Origin of the sequence: Tunturiibacter lichenicola, from assembly GCF_051013355.1 — a bacterium.
Taxonomy (GTDB): Bacteria; Acidobacteriota; Terriglobia; order Terriglobales; family Acidobacteriaceae; genus Edaphobacter; species Edaphobacter lichenicola_F.
Map to the genome: position 1 here is coordinate 232,424 of NZ_CP132944.1, position 25,415 is coordinate 257,838.

11 protein-coding genes are annotated in these 25,415 nt (G+C 54.1%); 3 read left to right on the plus strand and 8 right to left on the minus strand.

Features of this window, described 5'->3' with window-relative positions; translation table 11 throughout:
- Positions 1 to 31: 31 nt before the first annotated feature.
- The 4 genes from RBB82_RS00995 to RBB82_RS01010 all read right to left on the minus strand — a co-directional run bounded on the left by RBB82_RS00995 (position 32) and on the right by RBB82_RS01010 (position 6,761).
- Positions 32 to 1,387: a TolC family protein gene (locus RBB82_RS00995; RefSeq protein WP_433973254.1), complete on the minus strand. Its 1,356-nt coding sequence runs from the start codon at positions 1,385 to 1,387 to the stop codon at positions 32 to 34.
- Positions 1,387 to 4,623 carry an efflux RND transporter permease subunit gene (locus RBB82_RS01000; protein WP_433973255.1) on the minus strand — a complete coding sequence of 1,079 codons (3,237 nt, stop codon included), beginning with the start codon at positions 4,621 to 4,623 and terminating at the stop codon, positions 1,387 to 1,389. The genes RBB82_RS00995 and RBB82_RS01000 overlap by 1 nt, the downstream gene beginning before the upstream one ends.
- Entirely contained in the window at positions 4,624 to 5,772 is a 1,149-nt protein-coding gene (locus RBB82_RS01005) for an efflux RND transporter periplasmic adaptor subunit (RefSeq protein ID WP_433973256.1), read from the minus strand.
- 359 nt (positions 5,773 to 6,131) lie between these two features.
- Complete coding sequence (locus RBB82_RS01010) at positions 6,132 to 6,761, minus strand: response regulator (RefSeq protein WP_433973257.1); 630 nt, start codon at positions 6,759 to 6,761, stop codon at positions 6,132 to 6,134.
- A 1,241-nt stretch (positions 6,762 to 8,002) separates the two neighbouring features.
- Between RBB82_RS01010 and RBB82_RS01015 the strand changes: the two genes are divergently transcribed.
- Complete coding sequence (locus tag RBB82_RS01015; protein ID WP_433973258.1) at positions 8,003 to 8,608, plus strand: RNA polymerase sigma factor; 606 nt, start codon at positions 8,003 to 8,005, stop codon at positions 8,606 to 8,608.
- A 176-nt stretch (positions 8,609 to 8,784) separates the two neighbouring features.
- On the opposite strand, the gene RBB82_RS01020 is transcribed toward RBB82_RS01015, so the two are convergent.
- On the minus strand, positions 8,785 to 9,720 hold the full coding sequence (locus RBB82_RS01020) for a hypothetical protein (RefSeq protein ID WP_433973259.1): 936 nt from the start codon (positions 9,718 to 9,720) through the stop codon (positions 8,785 to 8,787).
- Positions 9,721 to 9,990: 270 nt separating this feature from the next.
- On the opposite strand from RBB82_RS01020, the gene RBB82_RS01025 reads away from it, so the two are divergent.
- Positions 9,991 to 10,899, plus strand: a complete 909-nt coding sequence (locus tag RBB82_RS01025; protein WP_433973260.1) for a hypothetical protein — start codon at positions 9,991 to 9,993, stop codon at positions 10,897 to 10,899.
- Between the two features lie 108 nt (positions 10,900 to 11,007).
- Positions 11,008 to 12,408 (plus strand): alpha/beta hydrolase family protein, encoded by a 1,401-nt coding sequence (locus RBB82_RS01030; protein ID WP_433973261.1) that lies wholly within the window; start codon positions 11,008 to 11,010, stop codon positions 12,406 to 12,408.
- Between the two features lie 68 nt (positions 12,409 to 12,476).
- Here RBB82_RS01030 and RBB82_RS01035 read toward each other — a convergent pair whose 3' ends face one another.
- The 3 genes from RBB82_RS01035 to RBB82_RS01045 are packed head-to-tail and all read right to left on the minus strand — an operon-like array spanning position 12,477 to position 25,047.
- Complete coding sequence (locus RBB82_RS01035) at positions 12,477 to 15,092, minus strand: condensation domain-containing protein (RefSeq protein ID WP_433973262.1); 2,616 nt, start codon at positions 15,090 to 15,092, stop codon at positions 12,477 to 12,479.
- Positions 15,089 to 23,170: an amino acid adenylation domain-containing protein gene (locus tag RBB82_RS01040; protein WP_433973263.1), complete on the minus strand. Its 8,082-nt coding sequence runs from the start codon at positions 23,168 to 23,170 to the stop codon at positions 15,089 to 15,091. The genes RBB82_RS01035 and RBB82_RS01040 overlap by 4 nt, the downstream gene beginning before the upstream one ends.
- A complete protein-coding gene (locus tag RBB82_RS01045; RefSeq protein WP_433973264.1) occupies positions 23,167 to 25,047 on the minus strand; it encodes an amino acid adenylation domain-containing protein in 1,881 nt (626 codons plus the stop codon). The genes RBB82_RS01040 and RBB82_RS01045 overlap by 4 nt, the downstream gene beginning before the upstream one ends.
- Positions 25,048 to 25,415 lie beyond the last annotated feature (368 nt).

Genomic DNA, 25,415 nt, shown 5'->3' on the forward strand with positions numbered 1-25,415 from the left:
CCAAGGCCGCTGGCCTTGAACCGAATCGAAGCTACGGAATTACTTCGGTGGCTGTGGCGAAGCTGAGCTGGTGAATGGCCATCCAAGTCTGGGAGTAGGCGTTGAGGGCGTCGGAGGTGACGGAGCGGGACTCGCGGAGGGCATCGAGGTAGTCGATCAGGGCGAGGCCGCCGTGGTCGTAGCTGAACCTTGAGATCTCGAGAACGTCTTTGGCCTCGTCGAGGTAGTGGCCGTTGTAGCGGTCGGAGAGGACCTTCGCGTTGGCGTAGCCGGACCATGCCTGATCGACGTCGGCGATGACCTGGTTGCGGGTGGCTAGCTCGGTGAAGCGACTGGCCTGCGCGACGTACTTACTGGTCGCCTTATTGCCTTGGTTGCGATCAAAGAAGCGCAGCGGGATGTCGAGGGAGAAGCCCACAGAGTTGTCCGGGCCGTTGCGGTCGTACTCCGCCCCGAGGGTGGGGTCGGTCGTGCCGTTGGCGTAGGCGAGTTTTACATTGGCGTCTGCTACCGCAACGCCGAGATGGGCTGCATGGTAGTCGGGGCGGGCAGCGAGAGCTTTTTGCTCCAGGCTTTCCATTGTGTCGGAGACGGGTGGCGGTACGAGATCGCCGATGACATCGAAGTCCGGGCGGGCTTTGTCGTAGCCGAGGAGCGCCTGAAGCTGGATGCTGGCCTGTTGAGCGCTTGTGATGGCGTTCGATTCGTCGGTTTCGAACTGTGCGAGCTGGAGGTCGAGCCGTTCGTAGTCGAGCTTGGAGAGGTCGCCGGCCTTGAAGCGCTCGTGGCCGATGTCGAGCTCGTGTTTGAAGTCAGCGAGGTTGTCGTCGGCCAGTTTTTTTGCGGCCTTGGCAACGACGAAGTTAGTGAAGGACTGGCGGACCGAGAGGATGGTCTGCTGCTCCTGGGCGTGATACTGGGCGTCTGTCTGGGCGGTGGTGGAACGTGCGCTGTCGAGACGCCAACGACGTTTTTCGCCTCGCTCGAACAAGCGGGAGACACCGACGTTGTAATCGTACGGATTGTTGGATTGAGCGCCAAGGGTGACGTTCGATCCTGAGAGGTTGAGATCAGGGTTTGCTCGAACGCCGGCTTGAATCTCCTGTGCCTTGACGGAGAGCAGGTTCTGTTGGGCAGAGAGCAACGCTGGATTCTTCATGCGGGCGATATCAACTGCCTGCTGCATGGTGACTGCAGCAGGGGCGGCCGAGCTGGAGGGCTGGGTCTGCGAGAACGCAACGCAAGGCAAAGAGAGAAAGCAGGCGGCAGCTAGGAGGATCTGATGTTTTGTGTTTGGCATATGTTTCGTGTTTGGCATAGCGCCGTCAGAGCCTCCTTTCGCCTGGGTGAAGATCGTCGAATACTTACCTGCACACTTGAACAGCATTAGTTCTCGAACTCCGTCTCTGGGTTGGGGAGGACATCGTTGGGCCTCGCGATCCAGACGTATAGGGTAGGCAGCAGAAAGACGCTGATGAGGAGCGCTCCGACGAGTCCACCTACGATAACGATGGCGAAGGGACGCTGCGAGTCGGAGCCGATGCCGTGCGATGTTGCGGCAGGAAGCAGGCCCAAGGTGGCGACTAGCATCGTCATCATGATGGGACGGAGGCGCAGGACAGCGCCTTCGATGGCGGCTTCTTCGATGGAGTGACCGCGGACTCGCATCTGGTTGATGTATTCGAGCATGATGACGCCGACCTGCACCGATACGCCGAAGAGTGCGAGAAAGCCCACGCCGGAGGAGACGGAGAAGTTGGTGTGCGTGATGAAGAGAGCGAGCAGGCCACCCAGAGGCGCCATGGAGACGTTGAGGAGGATGAGCCCGGCCCATTTGCCGGAGTGGAACATGATGTAGAGGAGCAGAAAGATGAGAAGGATCGTGATGGGGAGGACGAGCGCAAGGCGGCGTGAGGAGCGCTTCTGGCTCTCATACTCGCCTGCCCAGTCGGTCTTGTAGCCGGGAGGAAGCTTGACCTGTTCGTCCACCTTCTTGATGGCTTCTTCTACGGTTGAACCGAGGTCCCGGTCGCGGACGCTGTACTTGATGGCGACGTAGCGCTGGCCAGATTCGCGATAGATCTCCTCGGCGCCGTCTTCTGTCTTGACGGTGGTGAGTTGGGCGAGAGAGACGCGCTCGCCGCTGGGGGAGAGGAGGCGGATGTTGTTGATGGCCTCTTCGGTGTCACGATACTGCGGCAGGTAGCGAACTACGACGTCGTAGCGGGCCTCCTTGTCGAGAACCTGACTGACGGCGTTGCCACCCACGGCGGTCTGAATCGCATCCTGTACGTCGATGACGTTGATGCCGTAGCGGGCGGCAGCTTCGCGGTTGACGGCGTAGTTGAGGTTTGGCTGGCCGATGACGCGGAAGAGGCCGAGATCCTGGACGCCGCGAACTTTACTCATGACGGAGACGATCTCATCGCCCTTTGCTTCAAGGGTCTTGAGATCGTCGCCGTAGATCTTGATGGCTAGCTCGCCTTTGACGCCGCTGACGGCCTCTTCGACGTTGTCGGAGATGGGTTGCGAGAAGCTCCAGAGGACGCCAGGAGTCTTATCGAGTTCATGCTGCATGGCGGCGATGAGCTCTTCCTTGTTCTGGTTGAAGACGGGGCGCCAGTCGGCCTTGGGCTTGAGATCGACGAAGTATTCAGTGTTGAAGAAGCCGGTAGTGTCGGTGCCATCGTCGGGGCGTCCGGTCTGACTTACGACCTTGTTGACCTCGGGGAACGCCGCGAGCGTAATGCGTGTTTCGTTCATGACGCGGAGGCTTTCGGTTGGGCCAACAGATGGAGCCAGGGTGCCGCGAACCCAGATAGAGCCTTCGTCGAGGTGAGGAAGAAACTCGGAGCCGATGGCGCCGCTGAATCCGAGAAAGAAGGCGAGGGCGAGGGCGAAACCAGTGAGTGACAGAGTGACGACGCGATGTTCGACAGCCCATCGGACGGCAGCGCGATAACGGCTGGTGAGCCATGTCATCACGGGGTTCTCCCACTCGCTGGCGCCGTTGGGAAAGAGCAGGCTGGAGAGGACAGGCGCGAGGAGGAGAGAGAAGATGAGCGCGCCGAGCAGAGCGAAGCTGACCATCCACGCCATTGGCCTGAAGAGACGGCCCTCGACTGCCTGCAGGGTGAAGATTGGCAGGTAGGCGGTGATGATCATGCCGCGTGCGAAGAAGACCGGGCGCTGCACCTCGTGCGAGGCCTCGCGGATCTGCTGGGACGGGGAGAGAGAGTCTTTGCGCTGGTGGCTGAGGTGGCGGACGATATTCTCGACCATGACGACGGAGCCGTCGACGACCATGCCGAAGTCGAGCGCGCCAAGGGAGAGAAGGTTCGCGGGAATGTGGAGAAGGTTGAGGCAGATTGCGGCGAAGAGGAGAGCAAACGGAATGGTGAGCGCGACGATGATGGCGCCGCGGGCGTTGCCGAGGAAGAGAAACAGGATGACGACAACGAGGATGATGCCTTCGGTGAGGTTGTGAAGGACGGTGTGGGTGGTGTAGTGGAGGAGTTCGCTGCGATCGAGGAATGGGATGATCTTGACGCCGGGCGGGAGGACGTGGTCGTTGAGCTCGTCGACTTTTTTGTGGATGCCTTCGAGGACGCCGTCGGAGTCTACGCCCTTCTGGAGCAGGAGGATGCCTTCAACGACGTCGTCGTTGTCGATGAGCTTCCCGTCTATGTGACGGATGGCGTGCTTGGCGCCGGGCTTGTCGACGTGATCGACGCAAGGGTCGGTGGCGCTGAAGGATGCTCCTGATTCGGCTGCGGGTGTGTCGCCGCCGCGGCAGGTCTTGCCGATCTGGCCGAGGCGAATCTTAGGCCCCTGGGCGACTGTCGCAATGTCTTTTACGCGGATAGCGGCGCCGGCCTGGGTCTTGAGAACGGTCTCTTCGATATCGTGGACGTTAGTGTAAAGGCCGACCTCGCGGACGTTGACCTGCTGCTGGCCCTGCTCGATGAAGCTGCCACCTGCGTTTTGATTATTGTTGGCGAGCTGCTGCTCGACCTGGCTGATGGAGAGGCCGTACGCGATGAGCTTGTCGGGGTCGATGCGGATCTGGTACTCGCGGGTAGCCCCCCCGAAGCTAGAGACGTCTACGACGCCGGGGACAGATTTGAACTCCTTCTCGAGCTTCCAATCCTGCAGGGATTTGAGTTCCATGCTGTCGTAGGCGGGATTGGTGGAGCGAAGGGTGTACCAGTAGATCTGTCCGACAGGGCTCCAGTCGCTTCCCATCTGCGGCTGGAGGCCGGCGGGAAGGACAACCTGTCCGAGGCGCTGAAATACCTGGTCGCGATTGTCTTTGTTGACGGAGTCGTCGTCGAAGACCATGGTGACACTGGAGAGGCCAGCAAGAGAGGTGGAGCGGAGATGGGACATATGCGGGATACCAGCCATCTGGATCTCGATGGGCGTTGTAACCTGCTGCTCTACCTCTTCAGCGGCTCGGCCGGGCCACTGCGTAATGACCTGAACGTAGTTGTTGGCGACGTCCGGATAGGCTTCGACGGGTAAATTGTGAAAGGAGATGGCTCCCCAGGCGAAGAGAATAAGCGATGCCCCGAGTACGAGCCATCGATTGTTCAGTGCAAAGTCGATGAGTCCACGAATCATCTACTGGTCCACCGTATTCTGCAGCGCGAGTGCGTTGGAGACGACTTGCTGACCGGCATTGAGGCCCGACAGGATCTCCTGCAGGTTGCCGGAGAGCGCGGCTCCTCCCTGGACGGCGACGCGGCGGAATTTGCCGTCGCCTGCGGGGACGTAAACCCAGTCGCGATCGTGCAGATGAAGTACCGCCGTGGACGGTACCTGCACGTGGGTCTGGAGTGTCTTGCCATGGATGGTTGCAGTGGCGAACATGCCGACGCGCATGAGAGTGTTCGGATTTTCTACCTGAATGCGTACCTTGGCAGTGCGTATCTGCGGATCGAGGACAGCGCCGATATCGCTGATAACTCCTGTCAATACACGGTCGGGGTAGGCGGTGAGGCGAATGTCGGCCTTTTGACCAAGATGCACGGTGGGGAGATCGTTCTCGTAGACGTCACAGATGATCCAGACGTGCGACAGGTCAGCGATGGTGAACGCATTCGCCGAACCGGCGTAGGTGACACCGGCGGCGGCGGCGTTGGTGACTGTTTGCGCAATGATGAAGCCGGAGGCCGGGGCGTAGACCTTGACGGTCGCGGCAGGGTGATTCTTATCGACGCCGAGGACACGGAGTTGCTCCTCGGATGCCGAGAGCGCGGCTTTGGCATCGTCTTCGGCATTCTGCGCGATCTCAACCTGGCTGTTGGGAATGGCGCCCTTGTCGTTCAGGATCTTGGCGCGGTCGAGCTGCACTTTGGCGAGGCGCTCGTCGTTGACGGCCTTGAGGTAGGAACCAAAGGCGCCGGAGACGTCAGTGCTCTGCACATCCATCAGGAGCTGACCTTTTTTGACGTAGTCGCCGATGCGCGCATGCACTTCAACGACTCGGCCGGAGGCAATCGAGATGACAGGGATGGTGCGGGAGATGTCAGGGTTGACCGTGCCGGTGACCTGGATGGCCGAAGCGGCCGCGTAGTCAGTCGCGGCAACCAGAGTGAACTGATCGGGATGATCGACGTGCACCAGATTCGAGTCCGCATCGGCTTGTACAACCGCTGGCGGGGGAACTTCACTCTTCGGGTCCGACGGCTTATCTTTGCAACCTGCCAGAAATAAAGCGCCTAAATAGAACAAGATCGGGGCAGGATGCCTGAAACGGATTGAACTCATCGCGTAAACTCGTTGTCTCCCATAGGATCAGTCAGTTATATTGCTTCCTTCTTAGAGATTACCCGATGCAGCGACCTTAGTTGCGGTTGAATCTGTCCCGCCACTTAATCCCATTTCGAGAGACATAGGACTTTCACGCACGGCGAAGGCTCCGTTAGCTAAGTCTACCGTTTGGTTGCTAATTGCACGTCAATATTTGACTGGACATGCAGTGGTTTGGTTAGACAGCGTGCGTGGAGGCCCAATGACCTTCGAGAAAGCGCGATCCATCTCTAATTTCGCTGTAACAGCAGCGGCGCTTTGATGCCGTTTGCTCACTGCGGTTCGTTAGCAACTTCGGTCGAGTCCACGGGCTGCGCTCAGATGTCGAGAAAGCCGCGCTTCATTGCGATGATGACAGCGTGTGTGCGGTCGCTCGCGTCGAGTTTGGCGAGAATGCTTTTGAGGTGACCTTTGACGGTGTGTTCTGAGATGGCAAGCCTTGCAGCGATAATTTTGTTGGAATTGCCTTTGGCAACATCGCGCAAAACCTCGATTTCTCTTGCGGTCAGCGTTTCGTCACCGGCATGCTGTGCCATCTCCGAGGCTATCTCTGGTGGGATGCGCCGCATTCCTGCGTGAGCAGTTCGTATCGTGTCGATCAACTCCGTCCGCAACATACTCTTCAGCAGATACCCTACTGCCCCGGCCTTGAAGGCGCGAAGCGCCTGGATATCGCCGCCGTATGTGGTAAGGACGACGATTCGAGCCCAGGGGAACTCCTTACGAATTGCCAGGATAGCGTCGATGCCGTTTATTTTGGGCATGCGAAGGTCCATGAGCGTGACGTCAGGACGGTGAACTCGAAAGCAGGCGAGCGCCTCTTCGCCGTCTGAGGCTTCAGCAACAACGGTCATATCCTGCTGAGAGTTGATTGCGCCCGAGATTCCTGCCCTGAGTAAAGGATGATCGTCGACAGTGAGGACTCTGATTGTGTGCCCTTCGCTCATAACGTTCCTTAGTCTCGGAGGTCCGGTGGTCTGTCAGCGCCGGCACCGTCGTAGGCCACGACAATAACCATTCGCAATTCTATCTTCGTGCCTGCCGTGGAGCGTCGACAAACTTCGACACCATAGTGCGAGCACCTGCTGCCCAGGTCATCGAACGTGATCTAAAGGCTACCCCAAGTCATTTATCTGGGATGTCGCTCGGCTCTGCAGACGAAGTGCTGCTTGTGTGGCTCCATTTGTTCTGTCAGAAATCAGCACGAGACTCATTACCCATAACAACTGTGGAATAGGATACCCCTCGAAAGTGTTGCTCGTCATACGCTCTCTCCGGGTTTGCCCGTTTGTGAGATGGCAACTAACCTCTCCGCGTGCAGAGACTCTTTTCGATGTTTCCAACGGGAGCGGCTGGCGTTGCATTAGTTCTGCTGCGGGTTTCTGTTGCGGCGATGCTCGTCTCAAATGTCATCCCGAGTGAAGACCCAATCGTTCATACAGGTGAACTTGTGGGTCTCAGTTTGCTCGTGGTGTCGCTATGTCTGGGAGTTTTTACCCCAGTTGTATCCGTTTTATCGTGCTGTGTTGAGATCGCAGCCATATCGGATCTGAGACAGTTGGGTGTCACTCACCTTATCGCATCCATTCTGATTACTGCATCATTGGCGATGTTGGGACCCGGAGCATATTCCATCGACGCACGCATGTTCGGACGGCGCCTCGTGGTTTCATCCTCGGATAGGAACGACGATTGACCGAGGCTGATCAGGTATTGACACAAATCGGGCGGCCACGACTTTGACCGGAAGGCTTGTACCCCTCGAAAGAGTGTCCCGACGGAGGCACGATTTGGGCTTTCATAAAACGGCGATACAACCTAAGTTGAATAACATCCTAATCGGTTAATGAAATTTCCCGCTGCAGGATTGGTGGTTCTCCCATGCAAAGCTCGGAAGTCGCGATGGCAATTACTCGTACCTCAGATTCCCTTCTCTTCAGCAACTTTGTTCGCAGTTATGACAAACCCAATCCGGAGCGGTCGTCAGATATTCGCGTGGAGCGATCGCGACGAGCTCTCCGAGATTAAGTCTGCACCGGCCAGCAGAAGGCTGGGCAAAATGCACTCTTTGAGAAATTTCATTCAATATCTCTCAGGTTTTGGACCATGACTCGGCACTTGATTACAGAATAAAGTTCGAACTGTCTGCAAAACAAATCATCCATCCCACGTTCGTAAAGGTGGTTTTATGAGTTCATGTCTTTCATCAGGCGTCATCAGTGTGCAAGCAATTCTCAACAGCTCAGGTGACGAGACGCTTGTCGCCGCAGCAAGATCCGGCGAACATATGGCTTTCTCCGAGCTTTGGAATCGACATTCGAAGAAGGTCTTCAACACGATGTATCGGATTACACGCAACCGACAGGATGCGGAAGATGCACTCCAGGACGCTTTTCTGAAGGCCTTTGTTCACTTGAAAAATTTTGACGGCAGATCGTCCTTCTCCACATGGCTTACGCGAATCGCTATCAACTCCGCACTCATGATCTTGCGCCGGAAGCGCGCACACCCTGAGATTTCGATGGATGGTAGTGTCGATGGCGACGCGTGGCAGCATTGGGAGGTAGCGGATAGACGAGTCAATACGGAAGAACACTACGCTAGATCTGAAAGAGAGAGGCACTTGAAACGTGCCATCCACCGACTTAGGCCAGCGCTTCGCACCATCGTTGAGATCCAGCAGGTGCATGACAGCTCGATCAAAGAGATTGCCGAGATTGCGGGCATTTCGGTGGCAGCCACCAAATCTCGGCTGCTGCGTGCCAGAACCGTGCTGCGCCGATCATTGGTGTGAAGAATTAGCCAGCAGTCGAATCAGCTTTCAAGTGGTAATCCGCACGTCTGCGGTATCGTAGGCAAGACATTCAGCTTTTCCGTCCGGGAAAACTGTTCGACTTGGCCATTCCCTCATGAGAGGCATGAGGCCTAGGTACCCGGCGAAGTACTCTGCGGCTCGTCGATCAGAAGGGCTCAGGTGTGACGGATTCGACCGATAACCTTGCGAGCCAGGCGGTCAGGAATAATCGCTTCAGCTTTCACATTATCGAGCTTCGAGTTCTGTCCAGGAGGAGTGGGCCTCATCCCTAACTTGCGCTCGTAATAATTGAATGCGCGAGTGCGCCCCAGCGCTCGATCGGCCTTCGTCTCAAAGACGCAGCTATAAGAGATCGATCTGCTTCCGCAGGTCTCGACCCAATGTGGTGCGTTCTGAGGTTGGTGGAAGCCATGCCCTGCGCTGAGGTTATAAACCTGTTCTTTGCCTGGATCGCGTTGCTCGATGTCGAGTTGGCCAATGCTCACTTTTCCTCGAACGTAGAAATCCTCGAGATCTTCTTCGCGCACATCGTCTGGAGAATAGACATGGTAGGTCTTGTCTCCTTCAATCTGAGCAAAGAATCCAACTTCCGGATCAAAGTGGAGAGGTGTCGTGGATGCCGCAGAGGTGATGAATAAGCTGGATTGAATTCGTAAGATAGGTTGATCTCCAAGCCCACCCGGGATGCTGCGAATTCGCTTGATGATCAGGTCAAGCAGCTTACGGAAGCGATCGTCATGGTTCTCCAATCGCTTGAGCAATATGCGGGTAGGACGTTCGTGAAGCTGATGAATGGCTTCCTTTGGAGTCAGCTTGATATGGGGTGCATCAAAAAAAGCGCTTCCTGCCGCTGCCGCGCTCCCGGCAACATAGTAATCGTTGCTAGCACCTGTATAACGATCCAGCAATTCGGAGATAGAGTCGAACTGGAAGATATCCAATCGGTGCAAATTATGCGTAAACCCGAATGGGGTCCTGTTATAAAACGTCTGGTAGGACTTCGGATCTATATCAAGCTGCACATCCTCGAGGGCAACCCGCGGCAGCATTGCGGAATTTGGAGCGGTGGCGGTGTCTAAGTTAGCCGACATAAATTCTCCCATGTAGAGCAGAGGCGACAGTGATGCGATGATAGCAGCCCGTAGCCTTGACCGAGCTTCATTTCTTTTGGCTCTAGATATCTAGCTTTATCCCAAAAGAGCCATCTGCAATGGTTAGCGAATTGCACATAGCTCACTGTGAGCAATTCAGAAGCCAGACATCGCAGTGAACTGCCTATTTCCGGACGAAATCGTTATTGTATCGGTCTGGAATTAGGAATAAACTTCGCTTAAATCTACGTCCCGAGAGCGTGCCGTACTATGTCAACTTCTGTTATTTCGAACGACCTACTCGAAGACTGCTGGATCACCACAGATCGTGATGAATTGAGCAGCAAGTTTGATCGTGAACACTTCGAAATCACTCACACCTTGGCAGAACATCCACTTCTACAGATCCCCGAATTGATGGAGTTGGCTGAACGAACTCTACAGACCAGGCCAGCTGGCATTTACTATGATGCGGGCGAAATACGGGTCGACCAGAGATGGGATCAAATGCCGAAGAAGCAGTTTTCGGTTGTAGAAACAATGAAACGCATAGAGACATGCGGCGCTTGGCTATTGTTCAAGGACGTACAGCGTGATCCAGAATATCAGGCCTTTCTTGGTAGTGGGTGGCACAAGATAAAAGCAAAGATCGGCCACAGTCTGGAGTCGCAAATCTTGCGCGAAGATGCTCTCATCTTCGTCACTTCTCCCAAACGGATCGCAACTTACCACATCGATCGTGAATGCAGTTTCTTGTTACAGATCAAGGGGACTAAAACCATTCACATCTTCGATCGCACAGATCGAGACGTACTTCCCGAGGAAGAAATCGAGCGTTTCTGGACAGTTGATAATAATGCTCCTGTTTACAAACCACAGTTTCAAGCTCGCGCCACTTCTTATAAGTTACGCGCCGGCACGGGGGTTCATATTCCCGTGAACTGCCCTCACTGGGTTGAAAATGACGACAACATATCCGTCTCCCTCAATGTCAACGTACAGTTCAAGGACACGCTTCGCGCAAACACATATCGCGCAAATCACGCCCTTCGAGCCCTTGGTCTGACCCCGAGACCACCAGGTCAGTCTGCTGCAGTGGACTACCTTAAATCTCGGTCCATGGTGCCTGTTGTGGCAGCCAAATCTGCGCTCCACAAGTTAAGCTTTCTCAAGAAGTAGCAGCCGCTAGAATTAGCAAAGACAACTATTCAGGTCTCGTCTGTGAATGGTTAGCACACAAGCCTGGACGTTCCTTCACTATCTTTTATGCGGCTATTCGAAACTATCTTGATTCTTGTTGTAATCGCTGCCGCGCTGGCGCAAATAGCTAAGATGTCGGATTCCTGGCCGCGATCTCTGACGTTTTTAGCTCTCTTACTCTGCACATGGCATATTGCCTACGAAAAGACTTACTGGCAGATGTTTCCTGCTCTAGCAGGTTTACTTGTTCTAACAATTTGGAACTTAGGTCCCCGCCGCCTGCATACTGCGCTCAGTCAACCAGTGAAGGGGCGCTTGGCCCTTGGGGTTGTTCTGCTCTGCCTGATGAGTTTCGGATTACTTCTGCTTGTGCCGATGTTCGTTCTCCCAAAACCGACCGGCCCGTACTTTGTCGGCACTCGAATAATTTACCTAAAGGACTCGAGCAGAGTTGAAGATGCGGATCAACAACACCCAGGATTGCCTCGTGAGCTTGTGGTTCAGATATGGTACCCGGCTAATCCCTCTAGCAATCACCTTGCCGCATATCAAAGGCTAGCAGAGACAAGTCTAGTCACTTCGTATCGTAGTGTTCTCTGGACCAACTCACGTGTTGACGCTCCCATCGCAGGAGAGGGAGGGTCTTTCCCTGTTTTACTTTTCAATCATGGATGGGGGGGAAGGCGCACGCAGGATACGTTTCTCACGGAAGATCTTGCGAGCCACGGTTATGTTGTCGCTGCGATCGATCATACGTATAACGCCGGCCGGGTCGCATTGGCAGGTGATCGCATTATTGATAGCGCCAACGGATACGATCCGATAGACGCTTCAAAGCATACGGCCACAGAGATCAAAAAAGCCTGGAATACAGAGCTCCAAAGATGGGTCGATGATGAAGTATTTGTTCTTAATGCGCTCCAAAACGAGAATGCTGATAGCAAGAGTTTTTGGTATGGGCGACTCAATACCGATCGAGCTGGCGCCCTTGGTCACTCGTTCGGAGGGGCCGCAGCAATACAGGTCTGCTCTGTTGATCGCCGCATTCAATCCGCACTCAACATGGACGGCTGGACGTTCGGAAATATTCAACATCGCACGTTCGCCCAGCCGACGCTGTTCATGTACGAAAAGTCGAATCATCCCCAACAGGAAGATCTGAGCGCGCTGGATACCGAAGCGCGAACCTTGAAGCAACTAGATAAGAATGACGAAAGCGAAGTAGATGCCAGCCTCAAACAGTATGGCGGATATAAGCTATATGTGAGTAATACCTCACACATGGACTTTACCGACCATCCTCTGATAACTCCGTGGAGTAGCTGGACGCAGCCCACGCATATCTCTCCCGCACGAATACAAATGATTGTTCGCGCATATGTGCTGGATTTCTTTGATCAGACCGTCCAAGGGAAAAAATCTAGCCTGCTTGAGACTGAAAACCCGAGTCAATTTCGTGAAGTTCAGGTGAAGAAATGGACACCATAGTAAAAGTTTCTTTGGCCGGAGCACATTAGTCTATAGGCAATGCTCCACCAATCATCACATCGGCTTAGCTAAGCAGGATCTTGCCGGTCAAATTTGCTGAGACAGCCATGAATGGTTTTAGCCAATACATCGATTCCCGGCTCAGACAAAACCTGCCAATGATCTCCCGGTATGTGATGAATTTCGATGCCTTCGTCAAAGATTGCTGACCAGCCATTATCGGAGGGTATATTGACGTTAGTCTGTTTAGAGGCCCGAAAAAGAGTCAATTTACCTGGAAATGGTTTTGGCTGATAGTTGCGTGCTGCGACAGCATTAATTTCGTGAGTATTTTTTAAAAAGGCGGGCAATGTGGAGAACAGTTTAGCGGCGATCGTAGTCATATAACGCACCCTGCGTTCGTCCATGTCTTTGAGAAAAAACTCCGCCCATGCTTTGCCACTTCCGTGGCCTTGATTACTGCGGAAAAATCCACTAAGCCGCCCTCGTTTTTCTAATTTTTCTGATTCACTCTTCTTCGGCATCTCCTGGGCGTAATCTTTGGCTCGTGTATCCAACATTCCTAAAAGGCCAACTTCTTCGCCAGCGTAGTGTAGTTGGTGGGCCATCTCGAGTACAACGATGCCTCCGAAAGAATACCCGAGAAAATGGTACGGCCCTTTAGGTTGAATACGACGAATCTCTCTCAAATAATGGGCAGCCATGTCCTCCATGCGAAGGAGCGCCGGTCGGTTTGCTTCGAGCGCTTGAGCCTGGACTCCGTACACCGGCTGGTCGGCACCAATCCTTGTTGTCAGACCATAAAAATTGACTACATTTCCGCCCGCTCCGTGGACGATATATAGCGGTCGGCGCGTACCCACCGGCTGAATCGGCACAAGTGACGTCGCAGTATTCGGCGCATAACGCCTGCGAACCAGTTCAGCTACAAGCTTGATGGTAGGAGCCGAAATTAAGCTCGCTAGCCCGAAGCCCATCGAATAGAGACTATTCATCCGCGTGACAAGCCGAAGAATAGACAATGAGCTGACTCCCAACGAAAAAACATTCGTGTCAACAACAATATCTTCGATGGCTAGCATCGAACGCCAGAGCTCAAGCAACTGAATCTCGATTGGGTCGTTCGTGGTTGCTAGTTGCTCGTCGAGCTTCTCCATTATCTGGGCGCTGTCAACAAATTGCTTCGCCCCGTGAAGTCGCGTATTTCTTCGAGATATGGTGCGATTGGAAATGTCAGGCGGGGTGGCGGGAAGAAAATCATCCGCCGGAGCCATCTTCTCTAATTCGATTGAAGGCTCCTGTACCGCAGAGTCAAGCAACGCAATAAAGCTTTTCAAGTAGCGTTGAATTGTCGTAGAGCGAAAGTAGTTTGGGTTGTATTCGAGCTGTAGTCGTGGTCCTTCTTCCATCCGATCAACGATGGCGAACATCCATTCGAAGACTGCTCCAGGGCTCATTGAGCGTAGAGGCACAATTTCTAGTCCGGCAACGCGCTGGGTTACCATAAAGGACTTCTGATACAGAAAGAAAATCGGAATTTCAAACGAAGTATTGTTGTGCGAAAAATGTGAGTCGTAGATCAGCTCTTCAAATGGAAGCTCCTGATTCTCGTATGCACCTAGCGTCCAGTCCTGAACCTTAGTAAGAAGAGACCGAAAAGACTCGTGCGGTTCTATCTGAACACGAAGAACTTGGATGTTCATCAAGAGACCGATGAGCTCTTCGGTGTCCTCGTTTCGATTCGCGCACGGAGATCCAATAACAATATCTCGTTGCCCAGTTACTCGATGAAGCAAAGCGCAGAAGATACTGAACAGCAGGATATTCAAAGTTACGTTTTGATCTTTGCAGAATCTATGGGCTGACGCGGTAAGTGCTGGCGAGATCAGGAGCGTTTCAATATCTCCCGACTCTGAGTCAGTGCGCGTGTCGCGCAGGCCCTCAGGAGAAGCATCGTGTGGTAGTTCAATGTGGCTAAAGTCACTTCCGAGAGCCTTATGCCAGAAATCAAGCGACACCTCCGCAGCTTCGCTCTTTCGCCACTCTTCTTGCCATACCGCAAAGTCTGCATATTGGATTGGCAGTGATGGAAGGATAGGCTCCTTCCCTTCGACCAGTGCTTCATAGAAGACTGCTACATCACGCAGAAGAATACCGAGCGATATACCGTCGCAGATGATGTGGTGCATCGTTACAAGCAGTAAATGATGTTGTGGAGCAAACTTTAGCAGTTTGATAACGAGCAGAGGACCGTTCATCAGGTCCATCCGATACGCAGCATGCTCGCGGATCAGTACACCAGCTTCGTGCGATTCTGATGCATTAGGTAAATGCTGCAAGTCTTTAACCGGAAGCGGTACGCTGTATGGATTTCCGATTATCTGTGAAAGCTTCCCATCCACCATCGCAAAGGTAGTTCGCAACACTTCATGACGCTGCACTGCCTGATTAAAAGCCAATGCCAATAGATCTACGTTTAATCCCCCACGACATTGCCACATGAGAGGCATGTTTAACGCAGGATTACCGGGGTGCATTTGGTCAAGTGACCAGAAGCGGATCTGCCCTTGCGTGGCGGGCATGACATACACGTCACCTGCTGGAGGAAGCATCGGATTCAAGACAGAGAGCTCCTCTGGAGCGTTCATAGTTAGTCCCGTCGCTGGATGAAATTGTTGTTTCATTCGCGTATTCCAGTCTGACCGCGATAAGCCTTCCGTGGTGCGACTGCAATTCGTGGTGGGGCCTTTACCGTTGTAACCTCTGCGTCGCTTGAATTTTTAAGTTCATTAGACAAGGCCAAGATCGTTCGGTGCTTGAAGATCTGAGCTGCCGTAACATTCAACCCTTCCTTCTTAGAGCGTGCGGCGATGCGGAAGATGAGAAGAGAGTCGGCGCCAAGTTCAAAGATGCTGTCTGTAATACTGACGCGATCGACCATCAGTACTTCAGCCCATATCTTTGCGAGCTTTTTGTGCTCGACCGTAGAAGGTGGAATGAACGATCGTTGCGATGCGTGAAGGCCAGACTTGAGATAGGTCTCCACATCAGGCAGGCTCTTGCGGTCGATCTTCCCATTCGGAGATCGAGGGAGCTGCGGGAGTGGGAGAATAACGGCGGGAATCATGTACTCAGGAAGCGTGTCAGTAAGCATCGTAACTAAATCTGCAGTGAGTGCGTTGGCATGTTCAGCTGAATTGCCCGCATCGACGTAAGCTACAAGACGCGTGATCGATGTTCCAGCACTTTGACTCGTATGTGCCACCACTACGGACTCGCGCACGGCCGGATGGCGATTCAACGCGGCTTCAATCTCCCCTAGCTCGATGCGATAGCCACGAATTTTAACTTGAAAGTCCGTTCGACCGAGTAACTCGACCCGCGCTTGGCCAGAGGGGTTCACACGCCAGCGTCCCAGGTCACCGGTTTTATAGATCCGACCCTCAGTAAATGGGTTTGGCAGAAAGCGCTCGGTGGTCAAATCTAGTCGCCTCCAATAGCCGCGCGCCAATCCCCTGCCCCCAATGTACAGCTCGCCTACTACTCCGATAGGTACGGGCTGCAGCCGCTGGTCCAGCAAATAGAATTGCGTGTTCGATATAGGTGGCCCGATCAACAGCGGTCCTGTTTCACGAACGACACGAGTAGCAGATGACCAGATGGTCGTCTCGGTCGGGCCATACATGTTCCACACCTGCTCGCTTCGTTCAACCAGTTGGTCAGCAAGATCTCTCGGCAACGCCTCACCGCCGCACAGAACTTTCAGTGGCAACTGGCGCCCCCATCCTGCGTCGATCAACATTCGCCATGTTCCGGGGGTGGCCTGCAGCACCGTCGCTTTACTCTGTTCGAGCAATTGCAGCAAAATGTGTCCGTCCATTACTTGATCTTCGTTTGCTATCACCAGCCGCGCACCCACTAGAAGCGGCAGTAACAGCTCCAGGCCCGCGATGTCAAAGGCGAGCGTTGTTACTGCAACCAGCAGGTCCTCCCGGCTAACTCCAGGTTCATGCTCCATCGAACGCAACAGGTTCATCAGCGCCCCGTGTTCGATAGCCACACCCTTCGGCCTTCCAGTAGTCCCCGATGTGTAAATTACATAAGCAAGAGAATCTGCCGAAGTCGTAACTTCGAGCTGAGCGGCACTCTCTTCGGCTATCTGTTCATCCAGCACTATTGTTTTTGCAGTTGTCGTCAGGCCAGGCTGTGCAGATGCGAAAGAGCGACCTACTAGCAGCAGTTTCGTCCCCGCATCCTCGAGCACCATCTCCAACCTCTCACTCGGATGACGAGAATCCAATGGAACATAGGCACCACCGGCCTTCAGGACGCCAAGCAACGCACCTACCATCTCCACGGATCGTTCAACGCAGAGACCCACCAGATCACCAGGCTTCAGCCCCTCACGCAGCAGTCGATGAGCAATGCTATTTGCATAGTCGTCGAGCTTCTTTCTGGTCCAACTCGATTTACCACTCTCAATCGCTATCTCGTCCGCATGCGTGTGTGCCTGTACCTCTATCAATCTGTGTATTGGCAGGAATTCTCGCTCGAACTCCACCTTAGTCTGGTTCCAAGCTTCCAATATCTCAACACGATCTTTCTGGCCCAGCAGTTCCAACTCGTCCACGCTCACTGTCGCGTCCCGAACAACGCTGGCGAGGAGGTTGGCATAGAGAAGCATCCAGCGACGAACGGTCTCTTCGTCGAAGAGATCCGTATTGAAGTCGCAATCGAACTCGAGATCACTCTCGGTTTCAATCATGTTAAGAAACATGTCGGTATTAACAAACTGCTTTGGATTGGCTTTTATCGTCGCTGCCAAGCCATCGAAGCCGATGCGTGTCCCAATCTTTTCGAGATTGAACTGGACTTCGATCAGCGGGAGGCGACTCGCATCTCTTGGGATTGAGAGCTTTTGAAGCAAGCTGCCGTACGTAAACTCCTGATGGTCGAATGCATCGAACAACATGTTACGCGTAGCAGCAATATGGTCTTTGGCCGTCTCAGTCTCGGTGATCCGGCTCAACATTGGCAAAAAGTGTACGCAGTGTCCGACGAGACTTGCATTCTGGAAGAGCGCTTGTCCGGCGGTGGAGATGCCAACGACGACTTCTTGCTGTCGCGTCAGGCGGTGCAGCAGGAGTTGAAAGCCCGACAACAAGGTTATATAGAGAGTGCATCCAAGTTTGGTGCTGGCGTCCTTCAAATCGTTATACGGCCCAGTACCCAGACTGCCCTTCAGAGTTGCGCCACGGTAACTCTTGTTCGTTGGACGAGGCCGGTCGGTGGGCAACTCAAGCACCGGTGTAAGGCCCTCGAATTGCTTCACCCAAAAGGCTTCGTTGTCTGTAAATTCGCCCGAGCGATGACGTGTCTGCTCCTGAACAGCGTAGCTACTGAAAGGCAAAAGAGGAAGCAGCTTCACCGATGCACTGTTTTTCGCCCCATACAGTTTACTGACTTCCTCGAATAGCTGATTGACCGACCATCCATCGAGAACAATATGATGCGCGGTAAAGAGGAGGACAACATTATCTGCTGAGATCCGAAAGATCGTGGCGCGAGCGAGTGGTCCATCAGTCAGTGAAAACGGCGTCCTCCCTTCTCGTTCAATCGCATCTTGAACGACTGTTTCGCGAGAATGGATCGTTGGAGTCTCTGGCAACTTGGAAAGATCGTGATACTCGACGACACCAGTAAAGACCGGAGCAATCATCAGCGACTCGCCATCGATACTGATCGTGCTTCGCAACGCATCGTGCCGCGCAAACACCGAGTCCAGTGCTCGCTGCAGTTCCTTCTCCTTCACATCTCCTTGTAACCGCAGGGATACAGATTCGTTGAAAGCACAGTTCGCCTCATCGCCGAGCGCTGCTGCGAAGTATATCTCTCGTTGCGCCTCCGTTATAGGAGCCTGCGTAGGGTTTTTCGCCAGGACGGCCGGATGCATTTCAGGTCCCGCTACATCTGCGGAAATTTGCTTGTGCGAATCATGACTGGGAAGCGCGTTGCTCCGCTGCATCTCTTCCACAGTTTCGCGAAACGCCGCCTCAACTGCAGCCAGATCTGCGTCGGAATGTGACGTTGTGAGAAAGCAGGGATAGCCTTCCTGAATGTGAATCCCCTTCTCGCGCATCGCATAGTACAACAAACTGCCAAGCCGAGCATCACCATGGAAAGTAAAGTAAAACCAGGATGCAAAGTGATGAATCCTGCTCGGCACTCCACGCTCAACAAAGAAATTGTCGAGCCTCATAGCTAGCTCGGCTGTCTTTCGATTTAAATCTAGCTGGAGTTGCGGCCCTGCATCTTTCAGATGTTTGAGCACCGAACGAGCCGCTGCGAGAGCCTGCGGATGTCGAACGAAAGTACCGGCGAAGAAGGTCACGCCAACTTCAGGTATGGACGCATCGCCGTACTGCCAGGCTCCTCCGTCGAGTGCGTCCATGAATTTTGCCTTACCGGAGAGGACACCTATTGGATAGCCACCGCCGATAACTTTGCCATAAGTGGCCAGATCGGCGCGAACACCAAACGCCTCCTGCACTCCACCAGGAGCAAGACGGAAGCCGGTAACAACCTCATCAATGATCAGTGCGATCTCTTCTTGCTCAGTAATCTCCCTCACCGTCTTAATAAATGCAATCGGCTGCAAGCCCGGATTACGTGTCTGTACCGGTTCAATGAGCACTGCTGCAATCTCGCTCGCATTTTTCCGTATGTAATCGAGCGACGCATACGCTCCATATTCGAGTACAACTACGTTCCCTGTATTTGCTATCGGAATTCCCGGCGCGAGCGGTACCGTGCCACGCGGCGTATTGCGAACCAGCACCTCATCGAATGTTCCATGATAGTCACCGGCGAAATAGATGATGCGGTCTCGCCCTGTAACCGTCCGGGCCACACGAATGGCAGCCATAACTGCTTCGGACCCCGTATTGCAAAACGTCACCCGATCATTGCCGGTCAACTCACATATCTGTGCAGCGACCTCGCCTGCCAGCGGAGATTGCGGACCAATAGCAACACCTAACTCGATCTGCTCTCGAACAGCATCCAGCACGAACTGCGGGGAGTGTCCGAACATAATTGCGCCATATCCATTCACGATGTCGATGTATTCGTTGCCGTCGACGTCCCATATCCGCGACCCCTTCGCTCGATCTGTCACAAGCGGATAGACCATCTCTTTCCACTGGGGGCGAAACCCCGCGACTGCTCGCGGATCCGCCAGATGAACGCGCGCCGCATCTGTCAAGCGTTTCGACCCCGGCGTGCGCTTCTCGTACTTTGAAATAAGCGTATCGAGATATTGCTGTTGATCGCTGTCGAGATCCTGCTGAACTCGTGGTTGGAGTGGTCGGTATGATCCGTGCTTAACTTCAGACGTTTCGGCTGTTGCGGGTATCGGAACTGGCAGAGATAACGAGGCGACCACCGGTGCTTGCGAGGTCACCTGAACTGTAGGACCGGGAGCGGAGGTACCTGTCGTAGCTCGCAGTGTCAACATCTGTTGCTCGAACATCTTCGACATCATCGCCATCTGCTCGCTAAACAACCGCTCCACAGCAGAAGCAGAAGAAGCGGAGGCACCTGCAGAGAGCGGCGCTGCAGCAGACGCGCTGGAGGCGGCAGCGATTTGCGGCGCGGCAAGTGGCGTCTGTGCCGCTGCTGGAAAGGCATCGGGTGGCAGCACGCTATCGAGATACCCAGCAAGACTCGCGATCGTGGAATATTGTTCCATGATCTGACGAAACGTCAGCTTCACTCCAAACTTCTTCTGAAGGCCCTGCGTAGCCTGTGTAAGAAAGAGCGAGTCAAGCCCTAACTCCAAAAACTGATGATCGACCTGATCTGGCGTGATGTCGATCCCGCTAAGCTGGGTAAAGACTTCGGCAACAACTGGCTGCAAGCGCAGCTTACGTTCTGGCATTAGAGCCTCTCTCAGTGGTTCAGTCGCGACTGAAATAGATTCCTCTTCGCGTCTTGTGTCGAGCGATGCGGAAGTAACAAAAGTTGTTTGCTCACTGGTTGTTGAAACAACCGTGTGCGGAGGTGGCGCAATCCAATGCAGTTTGCGTTCAAAAGGATAAGTTGGCAGCGGCACGCGGGATCGCTGTTCCGGTGCGTAGACCTCTGTCCAATTCGGAGCGGCACCCGCCATCCAGAGCTGTCCTAGCGCCTCTTGAAGTGATCCTGCTTCCACAGGAGACTGCTCGTCACGTTGCGACAACGAAGAAATGATGATGGATTCACTGCCATTCGGCTGCTGACGCGCCAGCGTGGACAATGTACTTCCCGGCCCCACCTCCAGCAATATCTGCGGAGTCGACATCAAGGTTTTGAGCGCATCGGCAAAGCGAACGGGATTGCGAACCTGTTCGGACCAGAAGCGAGCACTTGTCGCTTGCTCTGGCAGAATCCACGTACCGGTAAAACTTGAGACATAAGGACGAGAAGGTGGACGCAACGAAACCTTTGCGACCTCCGCCTCAAACGCCGAGAGCATTGGATCCATCATCGACGAATGAAACGCGTGCGATGTGCGAAGTCTTCGGAAGAGCGCTCCATCTGACGTAAGCCTCTGTTCCAGGAGCCCGATTGCCTCGATAGACCCAGCAAGAACGCTTAGCTTCGGAGCATTCAGAGCAGCCAGCGAAATACCTTCGGAGAGATATGGCTGAAGTTCCGACTCACTCAGCCTTACTCCGACCATCCCTCCCCGCGCCATTTCCTGCATCATTCGCCCACGAATACTCACCAGGCGCAATGCGTCCTCCCGGCTCATGACTCCGGCCAAAACCGCAGCGACGTATTCGCCGATGCTGTGACCCGCCATCGTCCGAGGTTCAATTCCCCATGACTGCCACAACTTCGCCATCGCGAACTCAGTTACAAAGATTCCCGTCTGCGCGAATTGAGTCTGCTGAATTCGTTCTGCTGCTTCAGGCGTCGAGCTGTCGGCCGGAAAGAGAACGTCGCGAATATCGTGTGCCATCAATGACACTAGGATCTCAGCACACTCGTCTACTTGCTGACGATAGAGAGCCTCCGTCGCATAGAGCGAGCTGCCCATCCCCGCGAACTGTGAGCCTTGCCCTGGAAAAAGAAAGACCACTTCGGGTCGCTTTGCCGACGCGACTCGAGTCGTCTGTGAGTTGGCCGACTGCAATTTTGTAATCGCATCTTCGGCACTCGCACAAACAAATGTGGCCCGATAGTCGAACGCCTTTCTTCCAACGGCCAAGGTATAAGCCACGTCTTCAAGCGGAAGCTCCGGATGTGACTGGAGAGTCTGAGCGAGATTTTCAATAGCTCCATTGAGCGCAGGTTGAGATCGCGCGGAGAGGCAAAGCACTTGAGCCAAACGGGAAGAAGCCGTCGAAGTTACCGGCGACGGTGCCTCTTCCATGACGATATGTGCGTTAACCCCACCCACTCCAAACGCGCTGACACCGGCGCGTCGCGGTCCGTCCGAGCGCCAAGGGCTCAACTCACGGTTCACATAGAAAGGGGAGTTCGCAAAATCGATATTTGGATTTGGCGTGTCAAACTGCGCCAGCGGAGGCAGTGTCGCCTTACTCAGTGAGATCGCAGTTTTGATCACGCCCGTCACACCAGCCGCTGCATCAAGATGCCCCACATTTGCCTTCGCAGTTCCGATCGCACAGAAGCCCGAATCCTCCGTGCTGAGTCGGAATGCCTTTGTAAGCGCCGCAACTTCTATCGGATCCCCTAGAGGTGTCGCCGTGCCGTGAGCTTCGATATAGGTGATCGTGCGTGGGTCTATCCCCGCCATCGCCTGTGCGGCAGCAATTACGCCCGACTGACCATCCACGCCAGGCGCCATGTAACCCGCCTTCATTGAACCGTCATTGTTCACGCCAAAGCCACGGATCACCGCCGTGATGTGGTCTCGATCCGCGATGGCATCTTCCAGACGCTTCAACACGACCACGCCTGCGCCATGACTAAAGACGGTGCCCGTTGCCCCAGCATCGAACGGCCGACACAACCCATCTTTCGATCCGATGCTTCCTTCCGAGTACATATGTCCGCGTCTCTGCGGAAATGTAATCGAAACGCCACCAGCCAGCGACATGTCGCATTGATAGTTCAGCAGACTTTGACTTGCCTGACAGATTGCAACCAAGGATGTGGCGCAGGCAGACGCCACACTGATGCACGGGCCACGGAGATTCAACTTGTACGCAACACGAGTCGTCAGAAAATCTTTATCGTTCCCCATGAACGACCTGAATTCACCAACCTGATAGCTTCCCGTCAACTCATCGATAAACGCTCGATCGTGGCACAGGTTCGCTAAAAGATAAGTATTCAGACTGCATCCTGCAAAGAGACCAATCTGTCCGGCGTAGCTCGATGAGTCGTAACCTGCATCTTCCAGCGCGTTCCAGCATGTCTCGAGGAAGATACGATGCTGAGGGTCCATACTCTCGGCGTCACGTGGCGAAATACCGAAGAACTCTGCATCGAACATGCCGGGATCTTTCAGCACGCCGCGCGCAGCAACATAGTCTGGACCATTTTCGAGCCCCGCGCTGCTCCTGACCTCAAGCTCCTCAGACGAAAAATGGGAGATCGAACTCTTTCCGGCAGCAACATTCTGCCAAAACGTCTCCACGTCAGGCGCGCCGGGAAACTGCCCCGCCATGCCAATGATGGCGATGCCTTCCAACTGCTCGTCAGGTTGTTGTTCCGTCAAACCAGTTGTTTCGTTCAGATTGTCGCTCATGATGCTATGCCCTTCGTCGCGCGGGCACGAGCGAACGCGCCTCTTGCTTTTTGTGCTTGCTGTTGAACGACGCTTCTCTCCGATGAGGATGGTTTGTCGCTCGAAAGACGCTTTGCCAGTAAACGTACAGTCGGGCACTCAAACATCAACGTTACCGGGATCGGCACTTCGAACTGCGCTTGCAAACGTAAATGAGCCTTGATCAACAGCAACGAGGTTCCACCGCAATCGAAAAAATTGTCATCTGGTCCAATTCGTCGCAGATCAAGGACATCCTCGAAGATTCGTGCAACCCGCTCCTCTGTTTCGGACAGTGATTGCGGAATCTCTCGCTCTGTCGAGACGAACACCATTGAAGGCATAGGCAAAGCGGCTTGGTCTAGTTTGCCATTCACAGTCAACGGCAGCTCCGTTAGCCGCGTGTACGACGAGGGCCTCATGTGTGCAGGCAGTCTGCCAGCGAAGAACTCACCCAGCACGCGCGCACTCAATTCGATCCCCGGCGCGGCAACAAAATAACCAGCCAGACGATGATTCCCACTCCCATCTGAGTGGAGAACCACGCACGACTGCTGCACACCAGGAGCAGCGGCCATTACGGCCTCCACCTCTCCAAGTTCAATACGAAAGCCATTGATCTTGACCTGGCTGTCATTCCGTCCGAGATACACCATCTCTCCGTCTGGGCGCACACGAGCAAGGTCGCCTGATCGATAAAGTCTCGCGCCAGATGACTGAGCAAAGCGATCCACAATAAAACGTTCTTCATTTAGCTGCGGACGATTGAGATAGCCGTGAGTAACACCTCCACCACCGACGTAAAGCTCCCCGACCTCGCCTTCCGCAACCGGCCTTCCCTCAGCGTCCAGTAGATGAACTTGCATATCGGGAATCGGCACACCAATCAGGCTCTCCTGAACTGACTTCGCCTCATCCGCTTTGATGGGTCGATAGGTCACATGCACCGTCGTTTCAGTGATGCCATACATGTTCACCAACTGTGGCGCGGTATCTCCATGCCTCTCGAACCACGGGGCGAGCTTGCGATACTGCAGAGCCTCCCCACCGAAGATCACAAGACGCAAAGACAGAGGTGTTGGCGCCGTACTCTGTTCTACTTGGACCAGCATCGAAAAAGCAGACGGAGTCTGATTCAGCACGGAGACCTGTTCCGCAGAGAGAAGATTATAAAAATCTCTCGGCGAACGACTTACCGCGAACGGAACGATCACGAGCCGGCCACCAGTGAGAAGACATCCCCATATCTCCCACACGGAAAAGTCGAACGCGATCGAATGAAACATCGTCCAAACGTCGTTCGAGTCAAAATGAAACCACTGCTCCGTTTGATCCAGAAGTCGAATGACATTCCTGTGCGATACCATCACACCCTTCGGCTTCCCTGTCGATCCTGAGGTATACATCAGGTATGCAAGATCGTCGTTGGTGGCGGCAAGCGTGGGATTTTCAGGCTCTGGAGCAGCCCCCTCGGACGCGAGAAGCTCATCCAACTTCAACTCCGCAACCGACACTCTCCGAATCTGATCGGAAAGACCTGCAGCAAGCGATGTTGTCGTCAGAATTGCGACAGGTCGCGCATCTTCAAGCATCTCCAGTACCCGAGCTGCAGGATATTTGGAGTCAATCGGTAGATATGCTCCCCCGGCTTTGAGAGTGCCAAGTATAGCTGTCAGCATCTCAGGCGATCGATCCAGATAGATCGCAACGAACGCATTGGTCCGAACGCCCGCCTCACGCAGATGCTCCGCGAGACGATTCGCTTGTGCATTCAGTGTGCCGTAGGTTTGGCTGAGCGTTCCGCAGACCGAAGCTACTCTGTCTGGATCTTCCGCGACGACTCTTTCGAAACGACTCACAATCGTTTCGTTAACCTTGTTGCCGGATCCATCTTTGACGCACTCTTCCGAAATCTGCAAACGACTCAGAAGTCTCTCCCCAGTGGCCGGATTCTTAGAAAGCCTGTTGTTCTCCATCGAGCCCCATGCAAAATCAAAGCAGCAGCGGGAACGGACTGACTTAGAACACTCAGTATTAATTGGAAGGCACCAGCTCGGCGAACACTACGAGTCACTTATTCAATAATGCAATCGGAGATAAAAGATGCCACCATGTGCCTTGTCATTCAACCCGTTCTTGCTGCCTAATTGTACGCATACAGCAGAAATCCACGAGCATTAACTTGCACCAAAGGTACCTGAAAGTTGTACGGGTCTAAGATATCAAC